This is a genomic window from Streptomyces sp. NPDC000345 (genome assembly GCF_042898825.1).
In the GTDB taxonomy this organism is placed as follows: Bacteria; Actinomycetota; Actinomycetes; order Streptomycetales; family Streptomycetaceae; genus Streptomyces.
The window spans coordinates 181820-203436 of record NZ_JBIAZE010000011.1 but is presented as its reverse complement, the minus strand read 5'-3'; the positions used below and the strand labels follow the sequence as shown (position 1 = coordinate 203436).

Here is a 21617-nt window from a genome sequence, read left to right as displayed (position 1 = left end):
TACGGGACCCGGGAGGCACCGGGTGACGCCGCTCTCCACAACCGGAGGGTTGTCCACAGTCCGGGCCATGATCGCCGGGCCCGCGGAACGCTGTTCCCATGAACGCGACGCGCCGGCCGGCCCTCCTGCTGCTCCCGCTGCTCACCCTGACGACGACGATGGCCCGGGCGGATCCCCCGCCCCCACCCCCGACGGCATCTCCCCGCCCGGCCCCGGCGATCGCCCGGACCTGGCCGGTGGGCACCCGTCCGTCGGTGGTACGGGGCTGGGACCCCCCGGCGACGGTGTACGCCAGGGGCCACCGGGGGGTGGACCTGGCGGCGGCACCGGGCACACCGGTACGGGCGGTGGCGGCGGGCCGGGTGTCCTACGCGGGCCGGGTGGCCGGCAGAGGGGTGGTGTCCGTGGACCTCGCGGGCACCGGCCTCCGGACGACGTACGAGCCGGTACGGGCCTCGGTCCCGAAAGGCGAGGAGGTCGCCGCGGGCGAGGTGATCGGCGAGGTGGAATCCACGGGCTCGCACTACACGGCGCCCTGCCTGCACTGGGGCCTGCGCAGAGGCGGAACCTACCTGAACCCGCTCACCCTGCTGCCCCCGTGGCTGCTGCACAGGGGCCCGTCGAGGCTGCTCCCGGTCCCCCGGCCCGCGAGGGCCCTCAGCCCAGAACCCCGCGCAGCACCATCGAGACCGCGGCCTCGGTGATCGCGGCCGGCTCCTCCGCCGCCCCCAGCTCGATCCTCCGCACCGCGGAGTCCACGACGCCCTGCACCAGCATCGCCGCCAGCCGGGGCTCCGCGTGCCCCATCTCCGCGAGCGCCGCCACGATCATCGCGACCAGGCCGCCGTGCGCCGCCCGGATCTTCTCCCGGGCCGCCGCGTCCAGCTCGCTCGCCGAGATCGCCACCACGGCACGGTGACGCCGGTCCCCGACCAGCGCCAGCTGCCGCCGCACATAGGCCTCGACCCTGGCCTCCGGCCCCTGGGCCGCGGCCATCGCCGCCTCGACCTCCGCCGCCCAGACGGGGAAGTCGACCTCGCACAGCTCCTCGACCACGGCGGCCCGTGACCGGAAGTACTCGTACACGGACGAGCGGGCGAGCCCCGTCCGCTCGGCGAGGGCGGGGAAGGTCAGCGCCTCCGTACCGCCCTCGGACAGCAGGGAGCGTGCCGCGTCCAGCAGGGCGGCACGCTGCATCGACCGGTGCTCGGCCACGGAGGCCGCTCGAATCCTTGGCACGTCGACCACTCTACGGACGCAGCCCCCCGGGCGGGAGTCACTGCGCCCGCACTGCCCTCATCCGGCCGGGTCAGCGGCCGAAGCCCGCCAGTTTCGCGCGCAGCTGGAGCACGGACTTGGTGTGGATCTGGCTGACCCGGCTCTCGGTCACGCCCAGTACGTTCCCGATCTCGGCGAGGGTCAGGCCCTCGTAGTAGTACAGCGTGACGACGGTCTTCTCCCGGTCGGGCAGTGTGTTGATCGCCCGTGCCAGGAACCGCCGCAGTTCCCGGTCCTCGGCCACCTCGACGGGGTTGTCCGCGGCGGTGTCCTCCAGGGTGTCCATGAAGCTGAGCCCGTCGCCGCCCTCGTCCCCGACGTGCAGCAGCTCCTCCAGGGCGACGACGTTCGCCAGCGACAACTGGCTGAACACCGCGTGCAGCTCGTCGACGGCGATGCCCATCTCGGCGGCCACCTCGCATTCCGACGGGGTCCGCCGCAGCCGCGCCTCCAGCGTCGCGTACGCCCGTTCGACGTTGCGCGCCTTCTGCCGCACGGACCGCGGGATCCAGTCCAGCGCCCGCAGCTCGTCGATCATGGCGCCCCGGATGCGGGTGATGGCGTACGTCTCGAACTTGATCTCCCGGTCGATGTCGAACTTCTCGATCGCGTCGATCAGCCCGAAGACCCCCGAGGAGACGAAGTCGGCCTGCTCCACGTTCGGCGGCAGGCCGACGCTCACCCGGCCCGCCACGTACTTCACCAGCGGCGAGTAGTGCAGGATCAGCTGCTCCCGCAGCCGCTCGTCCCCCGTCGCCTTGTACGAGCGCCAGAGCTCGTCGAGCGTCGAGGGAGCGGGGGGCCGCACGCTGCCACCGTCGCGGGCGGCTGGGGGGACCGCCGCCCGGTCGGACCCGGAGGTGTGCTGGGGCATTCGTCGCCTTGTGCCGTTCTGCCGTGAAGTACGTGGAGTCGGGGGTGCCTGGGTGTCCTGCTGGCCTGAAGTCGTTCTGCTGCCGTTCTGTACCGGAATCCTCGTGAGCGTAGCGTGACTGGAGTGTCGCGGTGCGCGAAGGACGTGACCGCACTTGTACGCAGATACGTTCCGCTGACCGCCCCAGCGGGTCACGGCGGTCGCTCCGGGTGACCGCCGCAGGGGGCCAACTACGGGAATTCCCAAGGCCTTCGGCGTTCCCCCGGACGGCCGAACACGCTCGGTCAGCGCGGGCTTCGGCCCCCTCGAACGGAGACCACCGCCTGGCGTGTCAACTTCCAGCCGTCGCCGAGTCGTTCGACGTAGCCGAGTGCTCTGAGTTCGTACAGTCGCGCGATCGCGTCGTCGGGCGTGGTCCCGGCGCCGCGGGCGACCTCGCGGGCGCCGGCCGCACGGCGGGCGGGGAGCGCGGCGAGGACGCGGCGGGCGCCGGGCGCCAGCAGGTCGCGCGGGAGGACGGGGCCGCGCCGGACGGGGGCGAGGTCGCCGATGTCGCCGACCAGTTCGACGACCTCCGCGGCGTCCGTGACCAGCTCGGCCTCGCCGCGCAGCAGCTCGTGCACCCCGGCGGACAGACCGCTGGTGGCCGGCCCCGGGACCCCCATGGTGTGCCGGCCCAGCCGCTGGGCCGCCCGCGCGGTGACCAGCGAGCCGCTGCGGTAGGCGGCCTCGACGACCACCGTGCCCCGGGTGAGCGCGGCGATCACCCGGTTCCGCAGGATGAACCTGCTGGGCGTCGGATGCTCCCCCGGCGGCAGCTCCCCCACCACCAGCCCCTGTGCGGCGACCCTGTTGATCAACTCGGTGTGGCCGCGCGGGTAGGGCCGGTCGACCCCGCAGGCCAGGACGGCGACGGTGGCCCCGCCCGCGCCGAGGGCGCCCCGATGGGCGGCGCCGTCGACCCCGTAGGCGCCGCCGGAGACGACCACCCACCCCCGCTCGGCGAGTCCGGCGGCCAGGACGGTGGCCATGTGGGCGCCGTACTCGGTGCAGGCGCGGGCGCCGACGACGGCGACCGACCGCAGCGCCCACATCCGCAGGCTGGGCCGCCCGCGCACCCACAGCCCGAGCGGCCGGCCGTCCCCGAGGTCGTCCAGGGGCCCGGGCCATTCCGTGTCCCCGGGGCACACGAACCGCACCCCTGCGGCCTCGGCCGTCTCCAGGTCCCGCTCCGGCCCGGCCCCCGCGGCCCGCGCCAGCAGCCCCTCCCACCGCCGCGCGGTCACCCCGGGCAGCGGCTCCCCGCCCTCCCGCAGCCGCCGCGCCACCTCCAGGACCCCGCGCTCGCGCACCCACCGCCCGCCGACCTCGTCGCCGGGTTCGACGACCCGGGTGAGGAAGACCCGGGCGAGCCGTTCGGCGTCCGGCTCGCCGGTGCCGGTCATGTCAGGGCCCCGAGCGCCATCGGCACCCCGCGCGGCACACCCGTGCGCAGTTGCAGGGCCAGGGCGACGTCGCTCGCGTCGGGCCGGTCGTGGCCGACGAGGTCGGCGACGGTCCAGGCGACCTTCAGGACGCGATCGAGGCCCCGGACGGTGAGCACCCCCCGCTCCAGGTTCCGCTCGGCCTCGTCCATCGCGCCGGCCGCCGCGTGCCAGCGGCTGCGCAGTTCCCGGCCCGGCACTTCGCTGTTCGTCCGCCACGGGGTGCCCTCCAGTCGCGCCGCCGCGCGCTCGCGTGCGGCCCGGACCCGGTCGGCGACCGTGGCCGTGGACTCTCCTCCCGGGCCGCGGTGCGTGAGTTCGTGCCGGCCGACCGGGTCCACCTCGACGCGCAGATCGACCCGGTCGAGCAGGGGCCCGGAGAGCCGGGCCTGGTAGCGGCGGATCGCCGACGGCGGGCACTCGCAGAGGGTGTCCCGTTGCGAGAAGCGTCCGCAGGGGCAGGGGTTGGCCGCCAGCACCATCAGGAAGCGCGCCGGGAACCGCACCACACCCGCGCTCCGGGCGATCACGACGTGGCCGGCCTCCAGGGGCTGGCGCAGCGCGTCGAGAGCCCGGCTGCTGAACTCCGGGGTCTCGTCCAGAAAGAGCACGCCCCGGTGGGCCAGCGAGACGGCACCGGGCCGTGCGACCCCCGGGCCGCCGCCGACCAGTGCCTGCATGGTGGCCGAGTGGTGCGGGGCGCAGTACGGCGGGAGGTCGATCAGGGGCTTGCCCGGTGGCAGGAGTCCGGACACCGAGTGCACCGCCGTGACCTCCAGCGACTCCTGCCTGGTCAGCCGAGGCAGGACGGCCGGCAGCCGCTCCGCGAGCATGGTCTTGCCCGCGCCCGGCGGGCCCTCCAGGAAGAGGTGGTGTCCGCCGGCCGCGGCCACCTCCACCGCCGTGCGCGCCGAGCGCTGGCCCACCACGTCCGCGAGGTCGTGTACCTGGTCGGGCTGGGCGGCGCCGACGCTGTGCATCCCGGTGGCCGCGCCCGTGCCGGGCAACCGAAGGCCCGCGAGGAGCGGGTCAGGGCGGCCGAGGTCGTCCGGGTCCTCCTCCGGCACCGGCTCGTCGGCGAGGACGGCGATCAGCTGCCGCAGACTGCGCACCCCGAGCACGGAGACGCCCGGCACCAGCGAGGCCTCGGCGGCGGCGCACTCGGGGACGACCACCTGGTCGTAGCCCGCGTCCGCCGCGGCCAGTACGGCCGGCAGGATGCCCCGGACCGGACGCACCCGTCCGTCCAGTCCCAGCTCCCCGATCATCACGATGTCGGCGAGGGCCCGGGGATCGATCCGTTCCGCCGCGCCGAGTACGGCACAGGCGACGGCCAGGTCGAAGCCGCTGCCTCCCTTCGGCACCGACGCCGGGCTGAGTCCGACGGTGAGCTTCTTCTGCGGCCAGTCGCCGCCCGAGTTGACCACCGCCGCCCGCACCCGGTCCCGGCTCTCGCTCAGGCTCTTGTCCGGGAGCCCCACCAGCGTGAACGCGGCCACCCCGGGCTCCAGGTCCGCCTGGACCTCGACGACGACACCCTCGACGCCCACCAGCGCCACCGAACACGTACGCGCGAACCCCATCTCAGGCCACCCCCCGCACGTGCTCCACGACGGGCGCCCCGCGGTGGGGCAGGACGACCCCGACCAGGTCGATGCGGACGCCGCCCGGGGGAGCTCCTCCGTGGGTGTGGACCCATCGCTCGGCGAGGCCGCGCAGGCGCTGCGCCTTCTCGGGCGTCACGGCCGCCATCGGGTGCTGGAAAGCACCGCCCCGTCGGGTCTTGACCTCGCAGACGACCAGGACGTCCCCGTCCCGCGCGACGATGTCGATCTCACCGGTCCTGCCGCAGCGCCAGTTGCGCTCCAGGACCGTCATCCCGGCGTCGGCCAGCCGTCGGGCGGCCAGTTCCTCGCCGTACCTGCCGAGTGCACCACGTGCCAGATCCGCGTTCATGTCGGCACCACCTCCGGTGCCCACGTTCACGCGTCCGGCGCCAAGAAAAGGATCTTGGTGTGCAACTCGGCGGTTGTGGAAAACCCCGTCACCCACACGGGTGCCGGAGCGGCACCGCTCAGCTGCCCGGCAGCTCCAGGTCGCTCTTGTTCAGCTCCTCGATGTTCACGTCCTTGAACGTGAGGACCCGGACCTGCTTCACGAACCGCGCGGGCCGGTACATGTCCCACACCCAGGCGTCCGCCATCGAGACCTCGAAGAACACCTCACCCTGGACCGAGTGCACCTGCATCTCGTAGTCGTTGGTCAGATAGAAACGCCGCTCGGTCTCGATCACGTATTTGAACAGCCCGACGACATCGCGGTACTCCCGGTAGAGCTTCAGCTCCATCTCGGTCTCGTACTTCTCGAGGTCCTCGGCGCTCATGGCATGTTCCCCTTCAGCCGTGCGATCCCCCCATTGTGCGCCAGTCCCGTGAGCCTCTAGACGATTTCGGTGTCAAGGGTCACGGGTCCGGCCGGGGGACCTTCGTCGAGCAGCCTGCTCAGCAGCTCGGCGAGTCTGGTCGGATACACCGTCTCATGTGCCCGGGTCAGTTCCTGACACGTCCACCAGCGCGCTCCGGCGACACTGCGCCGCTCCAGCTCGGTCAGCGCCGTGGCCCGGGTCGCCGTCACGGTCGTACGGGCCAGGTAGTACCACTCGTCCTGGTCCCAGCGGCGGCCCGCGAACGGGAAGGAGCACATCCGCCGCCACAGCACCGGGCCGAGCTCGACATCGGTGATGCCGGTCTCCTCGGCGAGTTCCCGCAGCGCGGCCTCTTCACGGGTCTCGTCGCCCTCCACCCCGCCGCCGGGGGTGAACCACCAGTCGTCGGCGGGGTCGTCCGGTTCATGGCCGTGCAGCAGAAGAATGCGGTCCCGGGGGTCCAGGAGGACGACCCGTGCGACCTTGCGCAGCCCGCCCTCGTAGGCGTCGGCGGCCGGGTCGGTCGTCTCAGCCGGCACCGGCAGGCTCCGTGCGGCTGCGACCGGACGTCCGCTTGGCGACGGGGCCGTACGCGGCGCCGCCGAGGATCAGCACGGTGCCGCCGACGATCAGCCAGAAGACGGTGCGCAGCGGACCCGGCTGCGACAGGGTGCCCAGCGCCTCGAAGCCCGTGGGGCGCTTGAGCAGGCCGTCCCACGGCCAGACGACGGCGTCCACGCGGGCGGTGACGGCGCTGCGCGCCACCGTTCCCTGGGCCGCGTCCGTGAGGTGCGCGGTGGAGTCCAGGGAGCCCTGCCGCTCGTCGCCGAGCAGGAAGAGCCGGCCCTCGGGAACCTTCACGGTCGGGAAGCCGGTGATCTCGGCCAGGCTGCCCGCGGGCAGATACGGTTCCTCGATCTGCTTGCCGTTGACGGTCAGCTTGCCGTCGGTGCAGCAGGCGACGGTGTCGCCGCCGACCGCGACCACGCGCTTGACCACGAGCGCGTTGCTCACCCACTCCTTGTCGCTGAAGACGACGACGTCACCACGGCGCACGTCGTCGCCGTCGACCTTCTGGGCCAGCACCCGGGCCCCGCCCTCGATCGTCGGGCTCATGGAGCTGGTGGGCACGGTGTAGGGCCGGTAGACCAGGGCCGCCCAGCCGAATCCGCCGAGGAACAGCACAAGGCCCAGCGCGACGACCAGTCCGGACAGACGCTGTCCGGTCCGGCTGCCCACCGGGCCACTGCTGGTGCCACCGCCGCTGCGCGGGGCCGTACGTGTCGTGCTCTCGCCGCCCATGGGTCCGCACCCTACCCGGCGGTACCGAACCGGGTCAGCCCTTCCTCCCCGGCCATGGTCACAAGCTTGGGAAAGGGTTTACTGATGCGGGTGCCGAGGTCAGCCGTTCTCGGACTGCGCGACCGCGCGGCGGCGGCGCCACAGGACCACCGGGACGGCTCCGGCGAGCGCGAGGCCCTCCGGCGCGACCGTCAGGGCCGCGGCGGCCGAGGACTGGTTGTTCAGGCCGGACTGGTCGAAGGTGTCCGGAACCGGCAGCGTGCCCCAGCGGTTGATCGGCCAGGCCTTGACGATGGCGCGGCCGACGACCTGGTCGACGGGCACCATGCCGTGGTTCTTGTCCGACTGGTTGTAGCGGGAGTCGCGCGAGTTCTGCCGGTGGTCGCCCATGACCCAGATGAAGCCCTTGGGGACCTTCACGGAGAACTGGCCGCCCTGGTCGTCCTGGCTGCACGGGGTGTTCCCCGGGTACACGTACGGCTCGTCCAGCGCCTTGCCGTTGACCGTCAGCGGGCCCGTGCCCTTGCAGGAGACGGTGTCGCCGCCGACGCCGACGACCCGCTTGATCAGGTCCTTCTCCTCGGCGGACGGCATCAGGCCGATCCAGCTGAGGAAGGTCTGCAGGGCGTTCGGGTCGGTCGTCGCCTCGCCGGCCAGCCAGTTGTCCGGGTCGTGGAAGACGACGACCTCGCCGCGCTCGGGCTCGGAGCCGAACCACGGGGTCAGCTTGTCGACGAGGACCCGGTCACCCTCCTTGAGGGTGTTCTCCATCGAGGCGGACGGGATCGAGAACGCCTGCACCAGGAAGGTCTTGATCAGCAGCGCGAGGACGAGCGCGATGCCGATCAGGATCGGCAGCTCCTTCCAGAAGGAGCGCGGCTTCTTCGCCTTCGGGGCCGGATCGCCCGGCCCGTCACCGCCGCCCCTGGGGGGCTCGTCCGCCGGCGGGCCCTCGCCGCCCGCCACCGGGTCACTCCCGGAGGTCACGGCGCCGTCCCCAGCCGGGTCGGCGGTTTCCACGGGGTGTCCGCGGTGCTCCTCGCCGTCGTGCCCGGACCGTGCGCCAACCGCCACATCCCCCACGCCAACTCCTTACTCCGTGCCGCCGCCTGCCCCATGCACGACGCAGGCCCACCACTCCCATAACGAGCGGGAGTTCCGCAGGGCTCGGGAGTTGTCGGACGCTTCCGTTCGGATCGTCCGGAGCAACCCTATGCGACGGCTGGGCGGACGAAGTCGCCGTGGCGGTCGAGCCGGTCACCGAAGAGAAAGTTTGCGGTTCCTTGAGACGTTCCCAGTGTCCGAGCGGCCATGCGATCACCATGGCCCGGCCGACCACCTCGTCCTCGGAGACGGTGCCGCCGTAGTCCGTGTTCTGGTGGGACCGGGAGTCCGCGGAGTTGGCGCGGTGGTCCCCCATCACCCACAGCCGGCCCTGGGGGACGGTGATGTCGAACGCGGCGTCGGAGGGGGCGTTCCCGGGGTACAGATAACTTCCCTCTTCCAGGGGAACGCCGTTGACGGTGACTCGCCCTTGCGTGTCACAGCACTGCACATGGTCGCCGCCGACACCGACGACCCGTTTGATGAGGTCCTTCTCGTTGTCGGAGGGCAGCAGACCGATGAAGGTGAGCCCTTCCTTGACCTGCTTGACGACGACGGGGTCGTCCTTCTTCGCGGTGGTCGTCTCGTCGTTGAGCCAGCCGCCGGGGTCCTTGAACACGACGACGTCCCCGCGCTGCGGCTTGGAGCCGAACCACGGGGTGAACTTGTCCACCAGGACGCGGTCGCCGATGCGGATCGTCTGTTCCATCGACCCGGACGGGATCACGAAGGCCTGCACCAGGAAGGTCTTCAGGACCAGGGCGATCAGGACGGCGACGCCGACCAGGAGCGGGATCTCCCGGACGGCCGACCGCCTGCGTTTGCGCTTGACCTTGCGCTGGAGCTTGCGCCGCTCCGCGCGCGTACGCCCGCCGCCCGGGCCGGAGGCGCGCCGGACACCGGTGGGCAGGAGTTGGTCCGCGGCGGAGGAGGGCACGCCGCGCGGCTTGCCTCGGTTACCCATCGGCGCCCTCCGCGCCGGGCACGCGCGCGTAGGCACTCGGGCGGGACAGGCGGGTCAGGTGCCCGTACGGCCATACGATCCAGTCGGCGCGGCCGATCACCCGGTCCACGGGGATCATGCCGCCGCCCGGTGAGCCCAGGTGGTCGCGGGAGTCGCTGGAGGCGGCGCGGTGGTCGCCGAGGACGAACAGGGTCCCCTCGGGCACCTTCACGTCGAAGTCCACCGTGGACGGGCTGTCGCCTGGATACAGGAACGTCGACTCGTCGACCGACCGGCCGTTCACCCGGATCCTCCCCTCCTTGTCGCAGCAGACCACGTGGTCTCCGCCTACCCCCACGACGCGTTTGACGTAGTCGGAGTTCCCGAAGTACTCGGTGCCGTCGAAGACGACGACGTCACCACGCCGCGGCTCGGCACCGAAACGGTACGCGAACTTATTTACGAGAACGCGGTCGCCGATCCTCAATCCGTTCTCCATGGATCCGCTGGGAATCTGGAACGGCTGGACCACGAAAGCGTTGAGGAACAGCAAGGACACCAGGCAGATCAGCAGGGTCAGACTGATCCGGCCGCCCGGCAGCCACGACGTGATCCGTGCCGTCAACGAGAAACGCGACCGGTCCTCACCAGCCCCTGGACGGGGGTGGGAGGAGCGGTCGCGCTCCGTCGTCGGCTGAGCTTCGGTGTCCATCGGGGTCAGATGCTATCCGGCCCCTCTGTGGATCTCCCGAGTGCGCTCAGTGGATCACCAGTGGACCCACCGGGGATGCTCAGTTGTCGCGCTTCTCCTTGATCTTCGCGGCCTTGCCGCGCAGCTCACGCAGGTAGTACAGCTTGGCGCGACGCACGTCACCACGGGTGACGAGCTCGATCTTCTCGACGATCGGGGTGTGCACCGGGAAGGTGCGCTCGACGCCGACGGAGAAGGAGACCTTGCGGACCGTGAAGGTCTCGCGGACACCGGCGCCCTGGCGGCGGATGACGACGCCCTTGAACTGCTGCACACGGGAGCGGTTGCCCTCGATGACGCGGACGTGGACGTTGACGGTGTCACCCGGGCGGAAGGCCGGGACGTCGCTGCGCAGCGACGCGGCGTCGACGGAGTCGAGCAGGTGGGACATTGCGTCTGCTTTCTTCGCTGATGCCACAGGTCATCAACGGAACTAGATGTTCAACGAGTGAGTGCCGTGTGCCCGTCGGGGCGGGCGTCGTGTCCCCCTGTGGCAGGGGCGCACACCGGACGGCGCACAACAGCGGCCTATTCTTCCACGTCGCCGGCCCTGCGCCAAAATCGGCCGTACGGCTCGCCCTCCGGGTCGGGCTCCCAGCCCAGGATGGAGAGCATCTCGCGGTCCTTCTTGTCGAAGGCCCCGGGCTCACAGCGCTCGATGAGGTCGGGCCGGTGGGCCGTCGTACGGCGCAGGGCCTCGTCGCGGCGCCAGCGGGCGATCTTGCCGTGGTGGCCGCTGAGCAGCACCTCGGGGATCTCCCGGCCGCGCCAGGCGGGCGGCTTGGTGTAGACGGGCCCTTCCAGGAGGCTCGCCATGGCGCCGGGTGCGAAGGAGTCGTCGCGGTGGGACTCGGCGTTGCCGAGCACGCCGGGCAGCAGCCGGGCGACGGCCTCCGTGATGACGAGTACGGCCGCCTCGCCGCCGGCGAGGACGTAGTCGCCGATGGAGACCTCGTAGACCGGGAGCCGGGTGGCGTACTCGTCGACGACGCGCCGGTCGATGCCCTCGTAGCGGGCCGGCGTGAAGATCAGCCAGGGCCGCTCGGACAGTTCGACGGCGAGTTCCTGGGTGAACGGGCGGCCGCTGGGGGTCGGGACGACGATCGCGGGCCGCGCCGAACCCGTCTCGTAGCCGTCGGCGAGGATCGAGTCCAGGGCGTCGCCCCAGGGTTCGGTCTTCATGACCATGCCGGGCCCGCCGCCATAGGGCGTGTCGTCGACCGTGTTGTGCCGGTCGTACGTCCACTCCCGCAGGTCGTGCACCCGCACGTCCAGCCGGCCCCGCGCGCGTGCCTTGCCGACGAGGGAGACGTTCAGCGGGTCGAGGTACTCGGGGAAGATCGTGACGACGTCGAGGCGCATCAGGACTCTTCCCGGGCGGACGCGATCTCCGCGTGGTCGTCGATCAGACCCGGCGGCGGGTCGATGACCGCCTTCTGCTCCTCCAGGTCGATCTCGGTGACGATCTCCTGCACGAACGGGATCATCACCTCGCTGCCGTCCGGCCGCTCCACGATGAAGAGGTCCTGGGAGGGGAGGTGCGAGATCTCGGTGATCCGGCCGACCGCCGCGCCGTCCGCCGTGACCACGTCCAGGTCGATCAGCTGGTGGTCGTAGTACTCGTCCTCCTCCTCCGGCAGCTCCTCCGGGTCGACCTCGGCGATCAGGAGGGTGTTGCGCAGGGCCTCGGCGGCGGTGCGGTCGCCGACGCCCTCGAAGCGCAGGAGGAGCCGGCCGCTGTGCACCCGGCCGGCCGCGATGGTGAGGGGTCCCGCGGAAGCGGGATCGGTGGCGAGTACGGCACCCGGCGCGAGCCTGAGTTCCGGCTCGTCGGTCCGTACTTCGACGGTGACCTCGCCCTTGATGCCATGGGCACGGCCGATCCGTGCGACTACCAGCTGCACGTGTCCTAATCTCCTGTCGATACGACGACGGGCCGGGGACGGCCCAGTGGCCCTCCCCGGCCCGAGCCGGTGCTGCGTTTGGCGTCAGCGGACGTGGTCCACGTCGACGAGGTCGACACGGACACCCCGGCCGCCGATGGCGCCCACGACGGTGCGCAGAGCGCGCGCGGTGCGGCCGTTTCGGCCGATCACCTTGCCGAGGTCGTCCGGGTGGACCCGGACCTCGAGCACGCGCCCGCGGCGCAGGTTGCGCGAGGCGACCTGCACATCGTCAGGGTTGTCGACGATGCCCTTCACGAGGTGCTCGAGAGCCTCCTCGAGCATGCTCAGGCCTCGGTCGACTCGGACTCAGCCGCAGCCTCGTCCTTCTTCTCGGCCTTCTTCTTCTGGGTGATCGCCTCACCCTTGCCCTGGTCGTCCCCACCGAGGGCCTCGAACGACGGGCGCGCCTTCTTCGGCTCGGCGACGAGCAGCGGAGCCGGGGCGGGCTCGCCCTTGAACTTCTGCCAGTCGCCGGTCTTCTTCAGGATGGCGAGCACGGGCTCGGTCGGCTGCGCGCCGACACCCAGCCAGTACGCCACGCGCTCGGCGTCCACCTCGATGACCGACGGGTGGTAGGTCGGGTGGTACTTGCCGATCTCCTCGATCGCACGGCCGTCACGACGGGTACGGGAGTCGGCGACGACGATGCGGTAGTGAGGCGAACGGATCTTGCCCAGACGCTTCAGCTTGATCTTGACTGCCACTGGAGTGGGTTCTCCTGGTTTTGACGTGGTTGGGCACGGCGAGAGAGCCGCGTGGGGTTGCGGTACCCGAGTGCCCGATGGACGCGTCAGCCGGAGGAGAGAGGGGTCCTGTGCGGCTGTCGAGTACAGCTAGCCATTCTGCCACACCCCGCGGGTCGCCTGAGGCCGAGGGTCGGTCCGCGTCCGGGCATGCCTGAATCGCACCCGGCGCCGCGGTGGGCGTACGTCGGGTGCGCGGCCCGGCGCCCGCGGGGTGCCGCCGCGCCCGCGCACGGGGGCGGCGGCTCCCCTCGACGTCCCCCGACCGGCAGCCACGAGATGCCGGTGCTGGGCCGTCCGGCGTTACGCCGCGCCCGCGATCTCCGGGATGCGGAACGGCTTGCCGCAGCCGCCGCACACGATCGGGGCCTGGGCCAGGACCGACGGGACCACCCGGACGTTGCGACCGCAGTCGCAGACCGCCTTCACGCGGACGCCGCCGCCGGAGGAGCCGTGGCGGGCGGCGGGGCCGCGGAAGGTGCGGGTGGTGCTCTCGGCGGAGGTGGCCGCCGTGTGGGCCTTCAGGGCCCGCTGCAGGCGCTCGATCGTCGGGCGGTAACGGCGCTTGGCCTCGGGGTTGAGCGTGACCAGGGAGAAGCCGCTGCTCGGATGCGGTTCCTCGGGATGGTCCAGGCCCAGCTCCTCGGCGATGGCGAGGAATCTGCGGTTGTGGTAGCGGCCGGCGCGGGAGGTGTCGCGGACGCCGCGGGCGGCGGCGACGCCATGGACTGCCTCATGAAGCAGTCGCTCGAAGGAGAGCTCGTGACCGCAGGCGGACGACGACTCCCCGATCAGGGACTCTGGCGCGGCAAGGTCCGGCAGTTCGGGGTGGTACCGCTGAATGTCGGCCCACGCCTGTGCCAGCTCTGCGGCGAGAACAGGTGGTGTCTGTGTCGTGCTCACGTAATGACAACGAGCGGGGGTGCCGCTGTGTTCCTATTCCGGGGCATCCCAAATAATTTGCACGTACCCGTCAGTTGCCGCTGATGCGTCCTGACGAGGGCGGGTGCGCTGATCTGCGGAGAAGCCTCACAGCTCAGCACAAGGTGGTGCGTAGTTCGCCGTACGCCCCGGCGCGTAGCCCCGGTCCGCGCGCCGGGGAACAGGAGTACGGCGCGGCGCAAGGGGCGTTTCGGTCGCTCTTCCCGCCGGAGGGCGTCGTCTCGGTCAGCGTGCGCGGCGGTCGCGACGTTACCGGGCGCGTCCGCGTCGTCCGCCCGCCGGGTGAGACGGGTGCCTCGGCCATGGCGTGATGGTACGGGCCCACGTTGCCGGAATGTGAATTCTCGCCACTCCCCGCATGAGTCCACAAGCGGGGCCCCGAGACCCCTGGACGCGGCCGCAGAGGGGGAGTTACCTGGCATACGGGTGAAGTGCGAGCGCACTGCACGGGGGCCACCTGACCGGTACAGCGGCAATTCTCGGCGGATTGGGGCGCTAATTCATGACACCTGTGCTCGTGCGGCAGCACCTTCCTCACGCCGGGCCGGTGCCCCGCGCGGATCTGGGTGCCCGCGCGCGTGACTGGTCCGAGATCCAGGAACGGATGCTGGTTCCGCTCTACGAGGCCGTCTACGAACGACTGGAGGTGGGCCCCGGCACACGGCTCCTCGGCCTCGGCTGCGGCTCCGGGCTCGCACTGCTGATGGCGGCCTCCAGAGGCGCGGCCGTCACCGGTGTCGAGCCCTCCTCCCCGCAGCGGCTGGCCCTCGCGCGCGAGCGGCTGCTGCCCGGGGCGGGGCAGGCGCACGCGCGGGGGGACATCCGGCTGACCGACGGATCGCCCGAGGACGCGGCCGGCCCGGAGACGCGCGCGTACAACCTGGTGACCGCCTTCGAGCCGATCGGCTGTCTCGCGGACGACGCGGAGGAACTGCTCGGCCTGCTCGCGGCCGCGACCCCGCTGACCGAGCGGGGGGCGCCCGTGGTGCTCGTCGGCTGGGGACCGCCGGAGCGCTGTGCCACCTGGGAGGTGCTGCGGGCCGTCGCCGGCCCGGACGGCCTGACACGCACCACCGGCCCCGGCGCCGCACAGCGCACCACCGGCCCGGACGCCGGATTACGCACCACCGCGCCCGGCGCCTCGCCGCGCACGGCCGAACCGGGCGCCGCGCCCCGCGCCACCGCACCCGGCACCACGGGACCCGGCGCCGGATCAGGGGCCACGGGGTCCGACGGTTGCCCGCGCGGCTCGGTGCGGCTGCGGCCCGCCCTGCGGGACGACCTGGAGGAGGCCGCGCAGCAGGCGGGTCTCCGGCCCGACGGATCCGGGCGGGTGGCCTGCCCCTTCGGCTACGCGGGAGTCGACAGCGCCGTGAAGGGCCTGCTGTCCACCGGTCTGTTCGACGCGGCGCTCGCGGCGACGGACCAGGAGCAGGTCGGCAAGGAGCTGACGGAGGCGCTGCACCCCTACCGGCGGCCGGACGGCACGGTGTGGATGCCGAACGTGTTCCGGTACCTGATCGCCCGGACGCCCTGACGCCCGGACGACCGGCCGCCCGGATCGCGCCGGACCGTCGGCATCGCACCGCAGGCTCGGCATCCCACCGCAGGCTCGGCATCGCACCCCGGGCTCGGCATCCACCGGGAGCCGCCTCGCGAAGTCACCCCTCGTCCTTGCGGAGCCGGGTGATCCCCGCGATGCGGTACGCGTCCGCCTCCTCCAGGGTCTCGTGCTCCAGCAGCGCCTGCGCGAGGGCGTCCAACTGGCCCCGGTGATCGCGGAGTTTGCGGCACGCCTCCTCGTAGCACTCGTCGACGATCCGGCGCATCTCGTCGTCGATGACGTCGAGGGTGGCCGGAGCGGCGGCGAGGCCGTAGGCCTGCTGGGCGTCGCTGGGCAGGGCGGACAGCCGGCCCACGCGCGGGCTCATGCCCCACCGGGCGACCATCCCGCGCGCGATGTTGGTGACCTGTTCGAGGTCGTTCTCCGCGCCGGTCGTGACGACCCCGTAGATCACCTGCTCGGCCGCCATCCCGCCGAGGGCGCCGATGATGCGGCCGCGCAGGTACTCCTCCGAGTGCGCGTACCGCTCCACCTCGGGCGTCGACATGGTCACCCCGAGGGCGCGGCCGCGCGGCACGATGGTGACCTTGCGGACGGGGTCGGCGCCCGGCTGCAGCATGCCGAGGAGGGCGTGGCCGCTCTCGTGGTACGCGGTGCGCCGGCGGTCCTCCTCCGGCATCACCAGGGTGCGCTCGGCTCCGAGCTGCACCTTCTCCAGCGCCTCCGACAGGTCGGACTGGGTCACCCGCCGCTGTTTGCGCTTGACCGCGAGCAGGGCGGCCTCGTTGGCGAGATTGGCCAGATCCGCCCCTGTCATGCCCGGGGTGGTGCGGGCCACCTGGGTGAGGTCGACGTCCGGGGCGAGCGGGATCTCGCGGGTGTGGATGCGCAGGATCGCCTCGCGCCCGCCGCGGTCCGGCGGGGAGACGTTGACCACCCGGTCGAAGCGGCCGGGCCGGGTCAGCGCCGGGTCCAGGATGTCGGCGCGGTTCGTCGCCGCTATGACGACGACGCCCTCGGCCCCGGAGAAGCCGTCCATCTCGGTGAGGATCTGGTTCAGTGTCTGCTCGCGCTCGTCGTGACCGCTCACCGAGGCGCCGCCGCTGCGGACCCGTCCGATGGTGTCGATCTCGTCGATGAAGATGATCGACGGCGCCACCTTGCGTGCCTCGGCGAACAGCTCACGCACCCGGGAGGCGCCGACGCCGACGATCATCTCGATGAACTCGGACGCGGAGGCGGAGAAGAAGGGCACGCCCGCCTCGCCGGCCACCGCGCGCGCCAGCAGGGTCTTGCCGGTGCCGGGCGAGCCCGCCAGCAGCACCCCGCGGGGCATCTTGGCGCCCATCCTGCGGTAGACGTCGGGGTGCTCCAGGAAGTCGACGACGTCGTCCAGCTCGCCCTTGACCTCGTCGATGCCGGCCACGTCGGCGAAGGTCGTGCGCTCGGTGCCGGGCCGCAGCTCGACCGGTTTGGGCGGCGCCTTGCGGCCGAGCATGCCGCCCGCGCCGCCCAGGCCGCCGCCGATCCGCCGCGCGAAGAAGACCCACACCGCGACCAGGATCACGATCGGCACCAGCGAGAGCAGCAGGTTGGACACCAGGCTGCGCTGCTGCACGACCGGCTGTGCGGTCACGGTGACGTCCTGGCGGTCCAGGCTCTGCCAGAGGTCGTCGTCGGCGAAGGCCGGGCGCTGGGTCTTGAACTTGGTGTACTCGCCGCCCCCGTCGGGGTCGTCGCGGGCCTTCTTGAGCTGGCCCTGGATCGCGTCGCCCTTGGAGTAGATCTTGTCGACGTTGCCGTCGTCGACCTGACGGCTGAACTCCGTGTACGAGATCGTCGGCTCGTCGCCCGAGCCGAGATAGTTCAGCCCGATGTAGACCAGCAGGAACACGATCACGGCGGTGACGGCGAGGCCCCACCACCGGCCCCGGATCCGCCTGCCTCCGGGGGGCCTTGGCGGCTCGTCCGGGGTGCCCTCGGTGCGCCACGGCTGATCGGGTGCCCTGCGCGGCGGAGCGGCATTGCTCATATCTGGACGTTACGGCAGACCACGGGCCTCGGCATGCGCTGAGGGCGCCCTCCCCGGTGGAAGGGCGCCCTCGACGACGTGGGCCGGAAGCCGTCGGGCCTGTCAGCCCATGAACTTCTTGAACTCGTCCGGCAGCTCGAAGTCCTGGCCGCCCTGCTGCGGCAGCCCGAACGCGCCCGCGCCCTGGGCGCCGGCCTCGCGGCGCTGGGCCTCCTCCAGCTCCTGCTGCCGGCGCTTCATCGGGTTGCCGGAGCGCTGCTTGCCCTTGGCCTTCTTCGGCTGCTTGCGCTGCCGGCCGGGGCCGCCGCCCATGCCCGGGATCCCCGGCATGCCCGGCATGCCGCCGCCCTGGGCCATCCGGGACATCATCTTGCGGGCCTCGAAGAACCGCTCGACCAGGCCCTTCACGGCGCTGACCTCGGCGCCGGAGCCCTTGGCGATACGGGCGCGGCGCGAGCCGTTGATGATCGTCGGGTCCTGGCGCTCGGCCGGCGTCATCGACTTGATGATCGCGGCCATGCGGTCGACGTCCCGCTCGTCGAGGTTGTTGATCTGGTCCTTGATCTGGCCCATGCCCGGCAGCATGCCGAGGAGCTTGGAGATCGAGCCCATCTTCCTGACCTGTTCCATCTGGGACAGGAAGTCGTCCAGGGTGAAGTCCTGGCCCTTCTTGGACGCCAGCTTGGAGGCCATCTTGGCGGCCTCTTCCTGGCTGAACGTCTTCTCGGCCTGCTCGATCAGGGTGAGCAGGTCACCCATGTCGAGGATGCGGGAGGCCATCCGGTCCGGGTGGAAGGCGTCGAAGTCGTCGAGCTTCTCGCCGTTCGACGCGAACATGATCGGCTTGCCGGTGATCTGGCGGATCGACAGGGCAGCGCCACCGCGGGCGTCGCCGTCGAGCTTGGAGAGCACCACGCCGTCGAAGCCGACGCCGTCGCGGAAGGCCTCGGCGGTGTTGACGGCGTCCTGGCCGATCATCGCGTCGACGACGAAGAGGATCTCGTCGGGCGAGACGGCGTCGCGGATGTCCGCGGCCTGCTGCATCAGCTCCTGGTCGATGCCGAGACGGCCGGCGGTGTCCACGATCACGATGTCGTGGACCTTGGACTTCGCGTACTCGATGGAGTCCTTGGCGACCTGGACCGGGTCGCCGACGCCGTTGCCGGGCTGCGGGGCGTACACGGCCACGCCGGCCCGGTCGGCGACCACGCTGAGCTGGTTGACGGCGTTGGGGCGCTGGAGGTCACAGGCGACGAGCAGCGGCGAGTGGCCCTGCTCCTTCAGCCAGCGGCCGAGCTTGCCCGCGAGGGTGGTCTTACCGGCACCCTGCAGACCGGCCAGCATGATCACGGTGGGCGGCTGCTTGGCGAAGCGCAGCCGGCGGGTCTCGCCGCCGAGGATGGTGACCAGCTCGTCGTTGACGATCTTGAGCACCTGCTGGGCGGGGTTCAGCGCCCGGGACACCTCCGCGCCGAGGGCACGCTCCTTGACGTTCTTGATGAACGTCCGCACGACCGGCAGGGCCACGTCGGCCTCGAGGAGGGCGATGCGGATCTCGCGCGCGGTGGCGTCGATGTCCGCCTCGGAGAGCCGTCCCTTGCCGCGCAGGTTCTTGAAAGTCGCTGAGAGGCGATCGGAGAGAGTATCGAACACGGCGGCGTCGGTCCTCGGGGTCGGGGGCGGTACGAGCGTCTTCAAGGGTATCCCGGCGAGGCAAGACCGGGTCACGGTCGTCACCGAGACCCGGTCCCACCCGTCGTCGGGCTCAGCCCCGCAGGGTCTCCTCCAGCTTGCGCGAGAGGGCCGCCGCCTCGTCGACCGGCAGGGGTGAGCCCTCCGCGCCGGTGACGTAGAAGGCGTCCACCGCGTTGGCGCCCAGCGTGCTGACGTGCATGCTGCGCACCCGCACGGCCGCGTCCTCCAGCGCCGAGCCGATCCGGAACAGCAGCCCCGGGGCGTCCTGGGCGCGTACCTCGATGACGGTGGCGTGCCGGGAGGCCGCCGAGGCGACCGTCACACGCGCCGCAGGGGCGACCACGCCCCTGCGGCGGGGGTAGGCCGCGTCGCGCTCGGCGAGCCGTCCGGCGATGTCCAGGGAGCCGTCGAGGGCGCGGACGAGGTCGGCGCGCAGCCGGGCGGCCTGGGGCAGCGAGCCGTACTCGGCGGCGACCCGCCAGTTCAGCAGCAGGACGGAGCCCTCGACGCCGTCGGGCAGGTCCAGGGCGCGCAGCTCGGCGGTGCGCACGGTCAGCCGGTGCACGGCGAGCACGCCGGCCACCGCGGGCAGTACGCCCGCCTGGTCCGGTACGGCGATGAGCAGCTCGACGCCGAGCGGCTCGGGGTCGCCGGACGGCTGTTCGTCGGCGGGTGCCTCGGTCTGCGCGCGCAGGGCCAGCACCGGGCTGCCGGTGGCGACGGCCTCGATGGCGAGGCGTTCCTGCTCGGCGGTGGGCGCGGCGGCGTCCGGCTCGTCGGGCTCGTCCCCGGCGAGCACCGCCCCGACCCGCTTGACCAGGTCCGCCACGAGCGAACCCCGCCAGGAGGACCAGGCGGCGGGCCCGGTGGCCAGCGCGTCCGCCTCGGTGAGCGCGTGCAGCAGCTCCAGTGTGCTCTGGGAACCGACCGCCTCGGCGACCGAGCGCACGGTGACCGGGTCCTCCAGGTCACGCCGGGTGGCCGTCTCGATGAGCAGCAGGTGATGGCGTACGAGCGAGGAGAGCACGGCCACGTCCGCGCGGTCGAAGCCGATGCGGGCGGCCACGTCCTTGGCGATGATCTCGCCCGCCACCGAGTGGTCGCCGGGCCAGCCCTTGCCGATGTCGTGCAGCAGCGCGGCGACCAGCAGCAGGTCGGGGCGGCTGACGCGGCGGGTGAACTCGGAGGCGCGGACGGCGGTCTCGATGAGGTGCCGGTCGACGGTCCAGATGTGCACGGCGTTGCGCTGCGGCCGGCAGCGCACCCGCTCCCAGTCGGGCAGCAGCCGGGTGATCAGGCCCTCGGCCTCCAGCGCCTCCCAGACCTCGATGGTGGGCTGGCCGGAGCCGAGCAGGGTGACCAGCTGTTCGCGGGCCTCGGCGGGCCAGGGCGTGGGCAGCGGGCGCACGGTGGCGGCCAGGCGCCGTACGGCGTGCAGGGAGAGCGGGAGGCCGGCCTGGGCGGCGGCGGCCGCGGCGCGCAGCGGAAGCACGGGGTCGCGTTCGGGGCGCGCGGCGCGGGCGAGCACCACCTCGCCGTCCTGCTCCACCACCCCTTCGGCCAGCGGAGAGCGGTCGGGGACGGGCTTGCCGCCCCCGAGCATGGCGCGCAGCCTCGGCCGCACGGCGCGGGACCGCAGCACGCGCCCCACTTCGCGCCAGGTGACATCGCTCGCGTACGAGATGACCCGCGCCGCCTCGTACACCTGCCGCAGCAGTGTGTCCGCGTCGAGCAGGCCCAGCTCGGCCGCGACCTGGTCCTGCTCCTGAAGGGACAGCCGGTCGGTCGCGCGGCCGGTGGCCAGGTGCAGGGCGTCACGGACGTCGAGGAGCCGGCGGCGGGCGTCGTCGAGGCCCTCGCGGGGCGCGTCGGCGAGCCAGGAGGCGGCCACGGCCCGCAGGGCGGTGGCGTCCCGGAGACCGCCGCGGGCCTCCTTGAGGTCGGGCTCCAGCAGGTACTGCAGCTCGCCCTGGCGTTCGGCCCGCTCGGCGCACAGTTCCTGCAGTTCGGGCAGGCGCTTGGGGGCCTGGTTGCGCCAGTCGGCCAGGACGGCCGTGCGCAGTCCGGCGGTGAGGCCGAGGTCGCCGGCGAGATGCCGGGCGTCCAGCAGGCCCAGCTGCACCTTGAGGTCCTCGCCGGCGGTCCTGCGGGCCTCGGCCGGGGTGCGCACCGAGTGGTCGAGGGCGAGGCCCAGGTCCCACACCGGGTACCAGAGGCGGTCGGCGAGGGCGGCGACCGCCTTGGGGTCGCTGCCGTCGTGCAGCAGCAGGAGGTCGAGGTCGCTGCGCGGGGAGAGCTCGCCGCGGCCGTAGCCGCCGACGGCGACGAGCGAGACGCCCTTCAGCTCCTCGCTGCCGGCGGCGAACAGCTGGGCCAGCCAGTCGTCCGTCAGTCCGGAGAGGGCCGCACGGCGCGGCGGCCCGGACCGCGCCCCCTCGGTGAGGAGGCGCAGCCGGGCCGCCGCGTAGCCGCTGGGTCCCGAGTCCTCTGCTTCGTTTCGCACGTCCGTGCTCGTCACCCAGCGACTCCTGTTC

The 21617-nt window shown here is 72.4% G+C and carries 22 protein-coding genes; 2 read left to right on the top strand and 20 right to left on the bottom strand.

Annotated features, from left to right (window positions below; genetic code table 11):
* Positions 1 to 98 precede the first annotated feature (98 nt).
* Positions 99 to 704 (top strand): murein hydrolase activator EnvC family protein, encoded by a 606-nt coding sequence (locus ACFY30_RS26295; RefSeq protein WP_390847580.1) that lies wholly within the window; start codon positions 99 to 101, stop codon positions 702 to 704.
* Here ACFY30_RS26295 and ACFY30_RS26290 read toward each other — a convergent pair.
* The 17 genes from ACFY30_RS26290 to ACFY30_RS26210 all read right to left on the bottom strand — a co-directional run bounded on the left by ACFY30_RS26290 (position 658) and on the right by ACFY30_RS26210 (position 13753).
* Entirely contained in the window at positions 658 to 1215 is a 558-nt protein-coding gene (locus tag ACFY30_RS26290; RefSeq protein WP_390847642.1) for a TetR/AcrR family transcriptional regulator, read from the bottom strand. The two genes, ACFY30_RS26295 and ACFY30_RS26290, sit on opposite strands and share 47 nt — an antisense overlap.
* Positions 1216 to 1309: 94 nt before the next feature.
* Positions 1310 to 2152, bottom strand: coding sequence for an RNA polymerase sigma factor WhiG (whiG, locus tag ACFY30_RS26285; protein WP_390847579.1), 843 nt, complete (start codon positions 2150 to 2152; stop codon positions 1310 to 1312).
* Between the two features lie 284 nt (positions 2153 to 2436).
* Entirely contained in the window at positions 2437 to 3597 is a 1161-nt protein-coding gene (gene dprA, locus ACFY30_RS26280; RefSeq protein WP_390847578.1) for a DNA-processing protein DprA, read from the bottom strand.
* Positions 3594 to 5219, bottom strand: a complete 1626-nt coding sequence (locus tag ACFY30_RS26275) for a YifB family Mg chelatase-like AAA ATPase (RefSeq protein ID WP_390847577.1) — start codon at positions 5217 to 5219, stop codon at positions 3594 to 3596. Before ACFY30_RS26275 ends, dprA begins: the two co-directional genes overlap by 4 nt.
* Before the next feature lies 1 nt (position 5220).
* Positions 5221 to 5622: a YraN family protein gene (locus ACFY30_RS26270; RefSeq protein ID WP_390661298.1), complete on the bottom strand. Its 402-nt coding sequence runs from the start codon at positions 5620 to 5622 to the stop codon at positions 5221 to 5223.
* A gap of 88 nt (positions 5623 to 5710) precedes the next feature.
* Positions 5711 to 6019, bottom strand: a complete 309-nt coding sequence (locus ACFY30_RS26265) for a DUF2469 domain-containing protein (RefSeq protein WP_005311352.1) — start codon at positions 6017 to 6019, stop codon at positions 5711 to 5713.
* Between the two features lie 56 nt (positions 6020 to 6075).
* Positions 6076 to 6600 (bottom strand): NUDIX hydrolase, encoded by a 525-nt coding sequence (locus ACFY30_RS26260; RefSeq protein WP_390847576.1) that lies wholly within the window; start codon positions 6598 to 6600, stop codon positions 6076 to 6078.
* Positions 6590 to 7363 (bottom strand): signal peptidase I, encoded by a 774-nt coding sequence (lepB, locus tag ACFY30_RS26255; protein ID WP_390847575.1) that lies wholly within the window; start codon positions 7361 to 7363, stop codon positions 6590 to 6592. The genes ACFY30_RS26260 and lepB (ACFY30_RS26255) overlap by 11 nt, the downstream gene beginning before the upstream one ends.
* 99 nt (positions 7364 to 7462) lie before the next feature.
* Positions 7463 to 8446, bottom strand: coding sequence for a signal peptidase I (lepB, locus tag ACFY30_RS26250; protein ID WP_390847574.1), 984 nt, complete (start codon positions 8444 to 8446; stop codon positions 7463 to 7465).
* Positions 8334 to 9431 carry a signal peptidase I gene (gene lepB, locus ACFY30_RS26245; RefSeq protein WP_390847573.1) on the bottom strand — a complete coding sequence of 366 codons (1098 nt, stop codon included), beginning with the start codon at positions 9429 to 9431 and terminating at the stop codon, positions 8334 to 8336. The genes lepB (ACFY30_RS26250) and lepB (ACFY30_RS26245) overlap by 113 nt, the downstream gene beginning before the upstream one ends.
* Complete coding sequence (gene lepB / locus ACFY30_RS26240; protein ID WP_390847572.1) at positions 9424 to 10122, bottom strand: signal peptidase I; 699 nt, start codon at positions 10120 to 10122, stop codon at positions 9424 to 9426. Before lepB (ACFY30_RS26240) ends, lepB (ACFY30_RS26245) begins: the two co-directional genes overlap by 8 nt.
* A gap of 79 nt (positions 10123 to 10201) precedes the next feature.
* Complete coding sequence (rplS, locus tag ACFY30_RS26235; protein ID WP_020128707.1) at positions 10202 to 10552, bottom strand: 50S ribosomal protein L19; 351 nt, start codon at positions 10550 to 10552, stop codon at positions 10202 to 10204.
* A gap of 137 nt (positions 10553 to 10689) precedes the next feature.
* Positions 10690 to 11523: a tRNA (guanosine(37)-N1)-methyltransferase TrmD gene (gene trmD, locus ACFY30_RS26230; RefSeq protein WP_390847571.1), complete on the bottom strand. Its 834-nt coding sequence runs from the start codon at positions 11521 to 11523 to the stop codon at positions 10690 to 10692.
* Positions 11523 to 12065 (bottom strand): ribosome maturation factor RimM, encoded by a 543-nt coding sequence (rimM, locus tag ACFY30_RS26225; RefSeq protein WP_390847570.1) that lies wholly within the window; start codon positions 12063 to 12065, stop codon positions 11523 to 11525. The genes trmD and rimM overlap by 1 nt, the downstream gene beginning before the upstream one ends.
* 84 nt (positions 12066 to 12149) lie before the next feature.
* Complete coding sequence (locus tag ACFY30_RS26220) at positions 12150 to 12389, bottom strand: RNA-binding protein (protein ID WP_003973401.1); 240 nt, start codon at positions 12387 to 12389, stop codon at positions 12150 to 12152.
* 2 nt (positions 12390 to 12391) lie between these two features.
* Positions 12392 to 12811: a 30S ribosomal protein S16 gene (gene rpsP / locus ACFY30_RS26215; protein ID WP_390847569.1), complete on the bottom strand. Its 420-nt coding sequence runs from the start codon at positions 12809 to 12811 to the stop codon at positions 12392 to 12394.
* A gap of 342 nt (positions 12812 to 13153) precedes the next feature.
* Positions 13154 to 13753 (bottom strand): hypothetical protein, encoded by a 600-nt coding sequence (locus ACFY30_RS26210; RefSeq protein ID WP_390661308.1) that lies wholly within the window; start codon positions 13751 to 13753, stop codon positions 13154 to 13156.
* A gap of 541 nt (positions 13754 to 14294) precedes the next feature.
* Here ACFY30_RS26210 and ACFY30_RS26205 point away from each other — a divergent pair.
* The gene (locus ACFY30_RS26205; protein WP_390847568.1) at positions 14295 to 15329 is read left to right on the top strand and encodes an SAM-dependent methyltransferase; all 1035 of its coding nucleotides are present in this window, start codon (positions 14295 to 14297) and stop codon (positions 15327 to 15329) included.
* Positions 15330 to 15453: 124 nt separating this feature from the next.
* On the opposite strand, the gene ftsH is transcribed toward ACFY30_RS26205, so the two are convergent.
* The 3 genes from ftsH to ACFY30_RS26190 all read right to left on the bottom strand — a co-directional run bounded on the left by ftsH (position 15454) and on the right by ACFY30_RS26190 (position 21601).
* Positions 15454 to 17388 carry an ATP-dependent zinc metalloprotease FtsH gene (ftsH, locus tag ACFY30_RS26200; protein ID WP_390847567.1) on the bottom strand — a complete coding sequence of 645 codons (1935 nt, stop codon included), beginning with the start codon at positions 17386 to 17388 and terminating at the stop codon, positions 15454 to 15456.
* A gap of 102 nt (positions 17389 to 17490) precedes the next feature.
* A complete protein-coding gene (gene ffh, locus ACFY30_RS26195) occupies positions 17491 to 19041 on the bottom strand; it encodes a signal recognition particle protein (protein WP_390847566.1) in 1551 nt (516 codons plus the stop codon).
* A gap of 112 nt (positions 19042 to 19153) precedes the next feature.
* Positions 19154 to 21601: a [protein-PII] uridylyltransferase gene (locus ACFY30_RS26190; RefSeq protein WP_390847565.1), complete on the bottom strand. Its 2448-nt coding sequence runs from the start codon at positions 21599 to 21601 to the stop codon at positions 19154 to 19156.
* Positions 21602 to 21617 lie beyond the last annotated feature (16 nt).

Bases quoted from the DNA above. Each gene is read 5' to 3' on its own strand.
- ACFY30_RS26295 (WP_390847580.1), top strand. From the start codon at position 99: ATGAACGCGACGCGCCGGCCGGCCCTCCTGCTGCTCCCGCTGCTCACC.
- whiG (WP_390847579.1), bottom strand. From the start codon at position 2,152: ATGCCCCAGCACACCTCCGGGTCCGACCGGGCGGCGGTCCCCCCAGCC.
- dprA (WP_390847578.1), bottom strand. From the start codon at position 3,597: ATGACCGGCACCGGCGAGCCGGACGCCGAACGGCTCGCCCGGGTCTTC.
- ACFY30_RS26275 (WP_390847577.1), bottom strand. From the start codon at position 5,219: ATGGGGTTCGCGCGTACGTGTTCGGTGGCGCTGGTGGGCGTCGAGGGT.
- ACFY30_RS26265 (WP_005311352.1), bottom strand. From the start codon at position 6,019: ATGAGCGCCGAGGACCTCGAGAAGTACGAGACCGAGATGGAGCTGAAG.
- lepB (WP_390847575.1), bottom strand. From the start codon at position 7,363: ATGGGCGGCGAGAGCACGACACGTACGGCCCCGCGCAGCGGCGGTGGC.
- lepB (WP_390847573.1), bottom strand. From the start codon at position 9,431: ATGGGTAACCGAGGCAAGCCGCGCGGCGTGCCCTCCTCCGCCGCGGAC.
- lepB (WP_390847572.1), bottom strand. From the start codon at position 10,122: ATGGACACCGAAGCTCAGCCGACGACGGAGCGCGACCGCTCCTCCCAC.
- rplS (WP_020128707.1), bottom strand. From the start codon at position 10,552: ATGTCCCACCTGCTCGACTCCGTCGACGCCGCGTCGCTGCGCAGCGAC.
- trmD (WP_390847571.1), bottom strand. From the start codon at position 11,523: ATGCGCCTCGACGTCGTCACGATCTTCCCCGAGTACCTCGACCCGCTG.
- ACFY30_RS26220 (WP_003973401.1), bottom strand. From the start codon at position 12,389: ATGCTCGAGGAGGCTCTCGAGCACCTCGTGAAGGGCATCGTCGACAAC.
- ACFY30_RS26205 (WP_390847568.1), top strand. From the start codon at position 14,295: ATGACACCTGTGCTCGTGCGGCAGCACCTTCCTCACGCCGGGCCGGTG.
- ftsH (WP_390847567.1), bottom strand. From the start codon at position 17,388: ATGAGCAATGCCGCTCCGCCGCGCAGGGCACCCGATCAGCCGTGGCGC.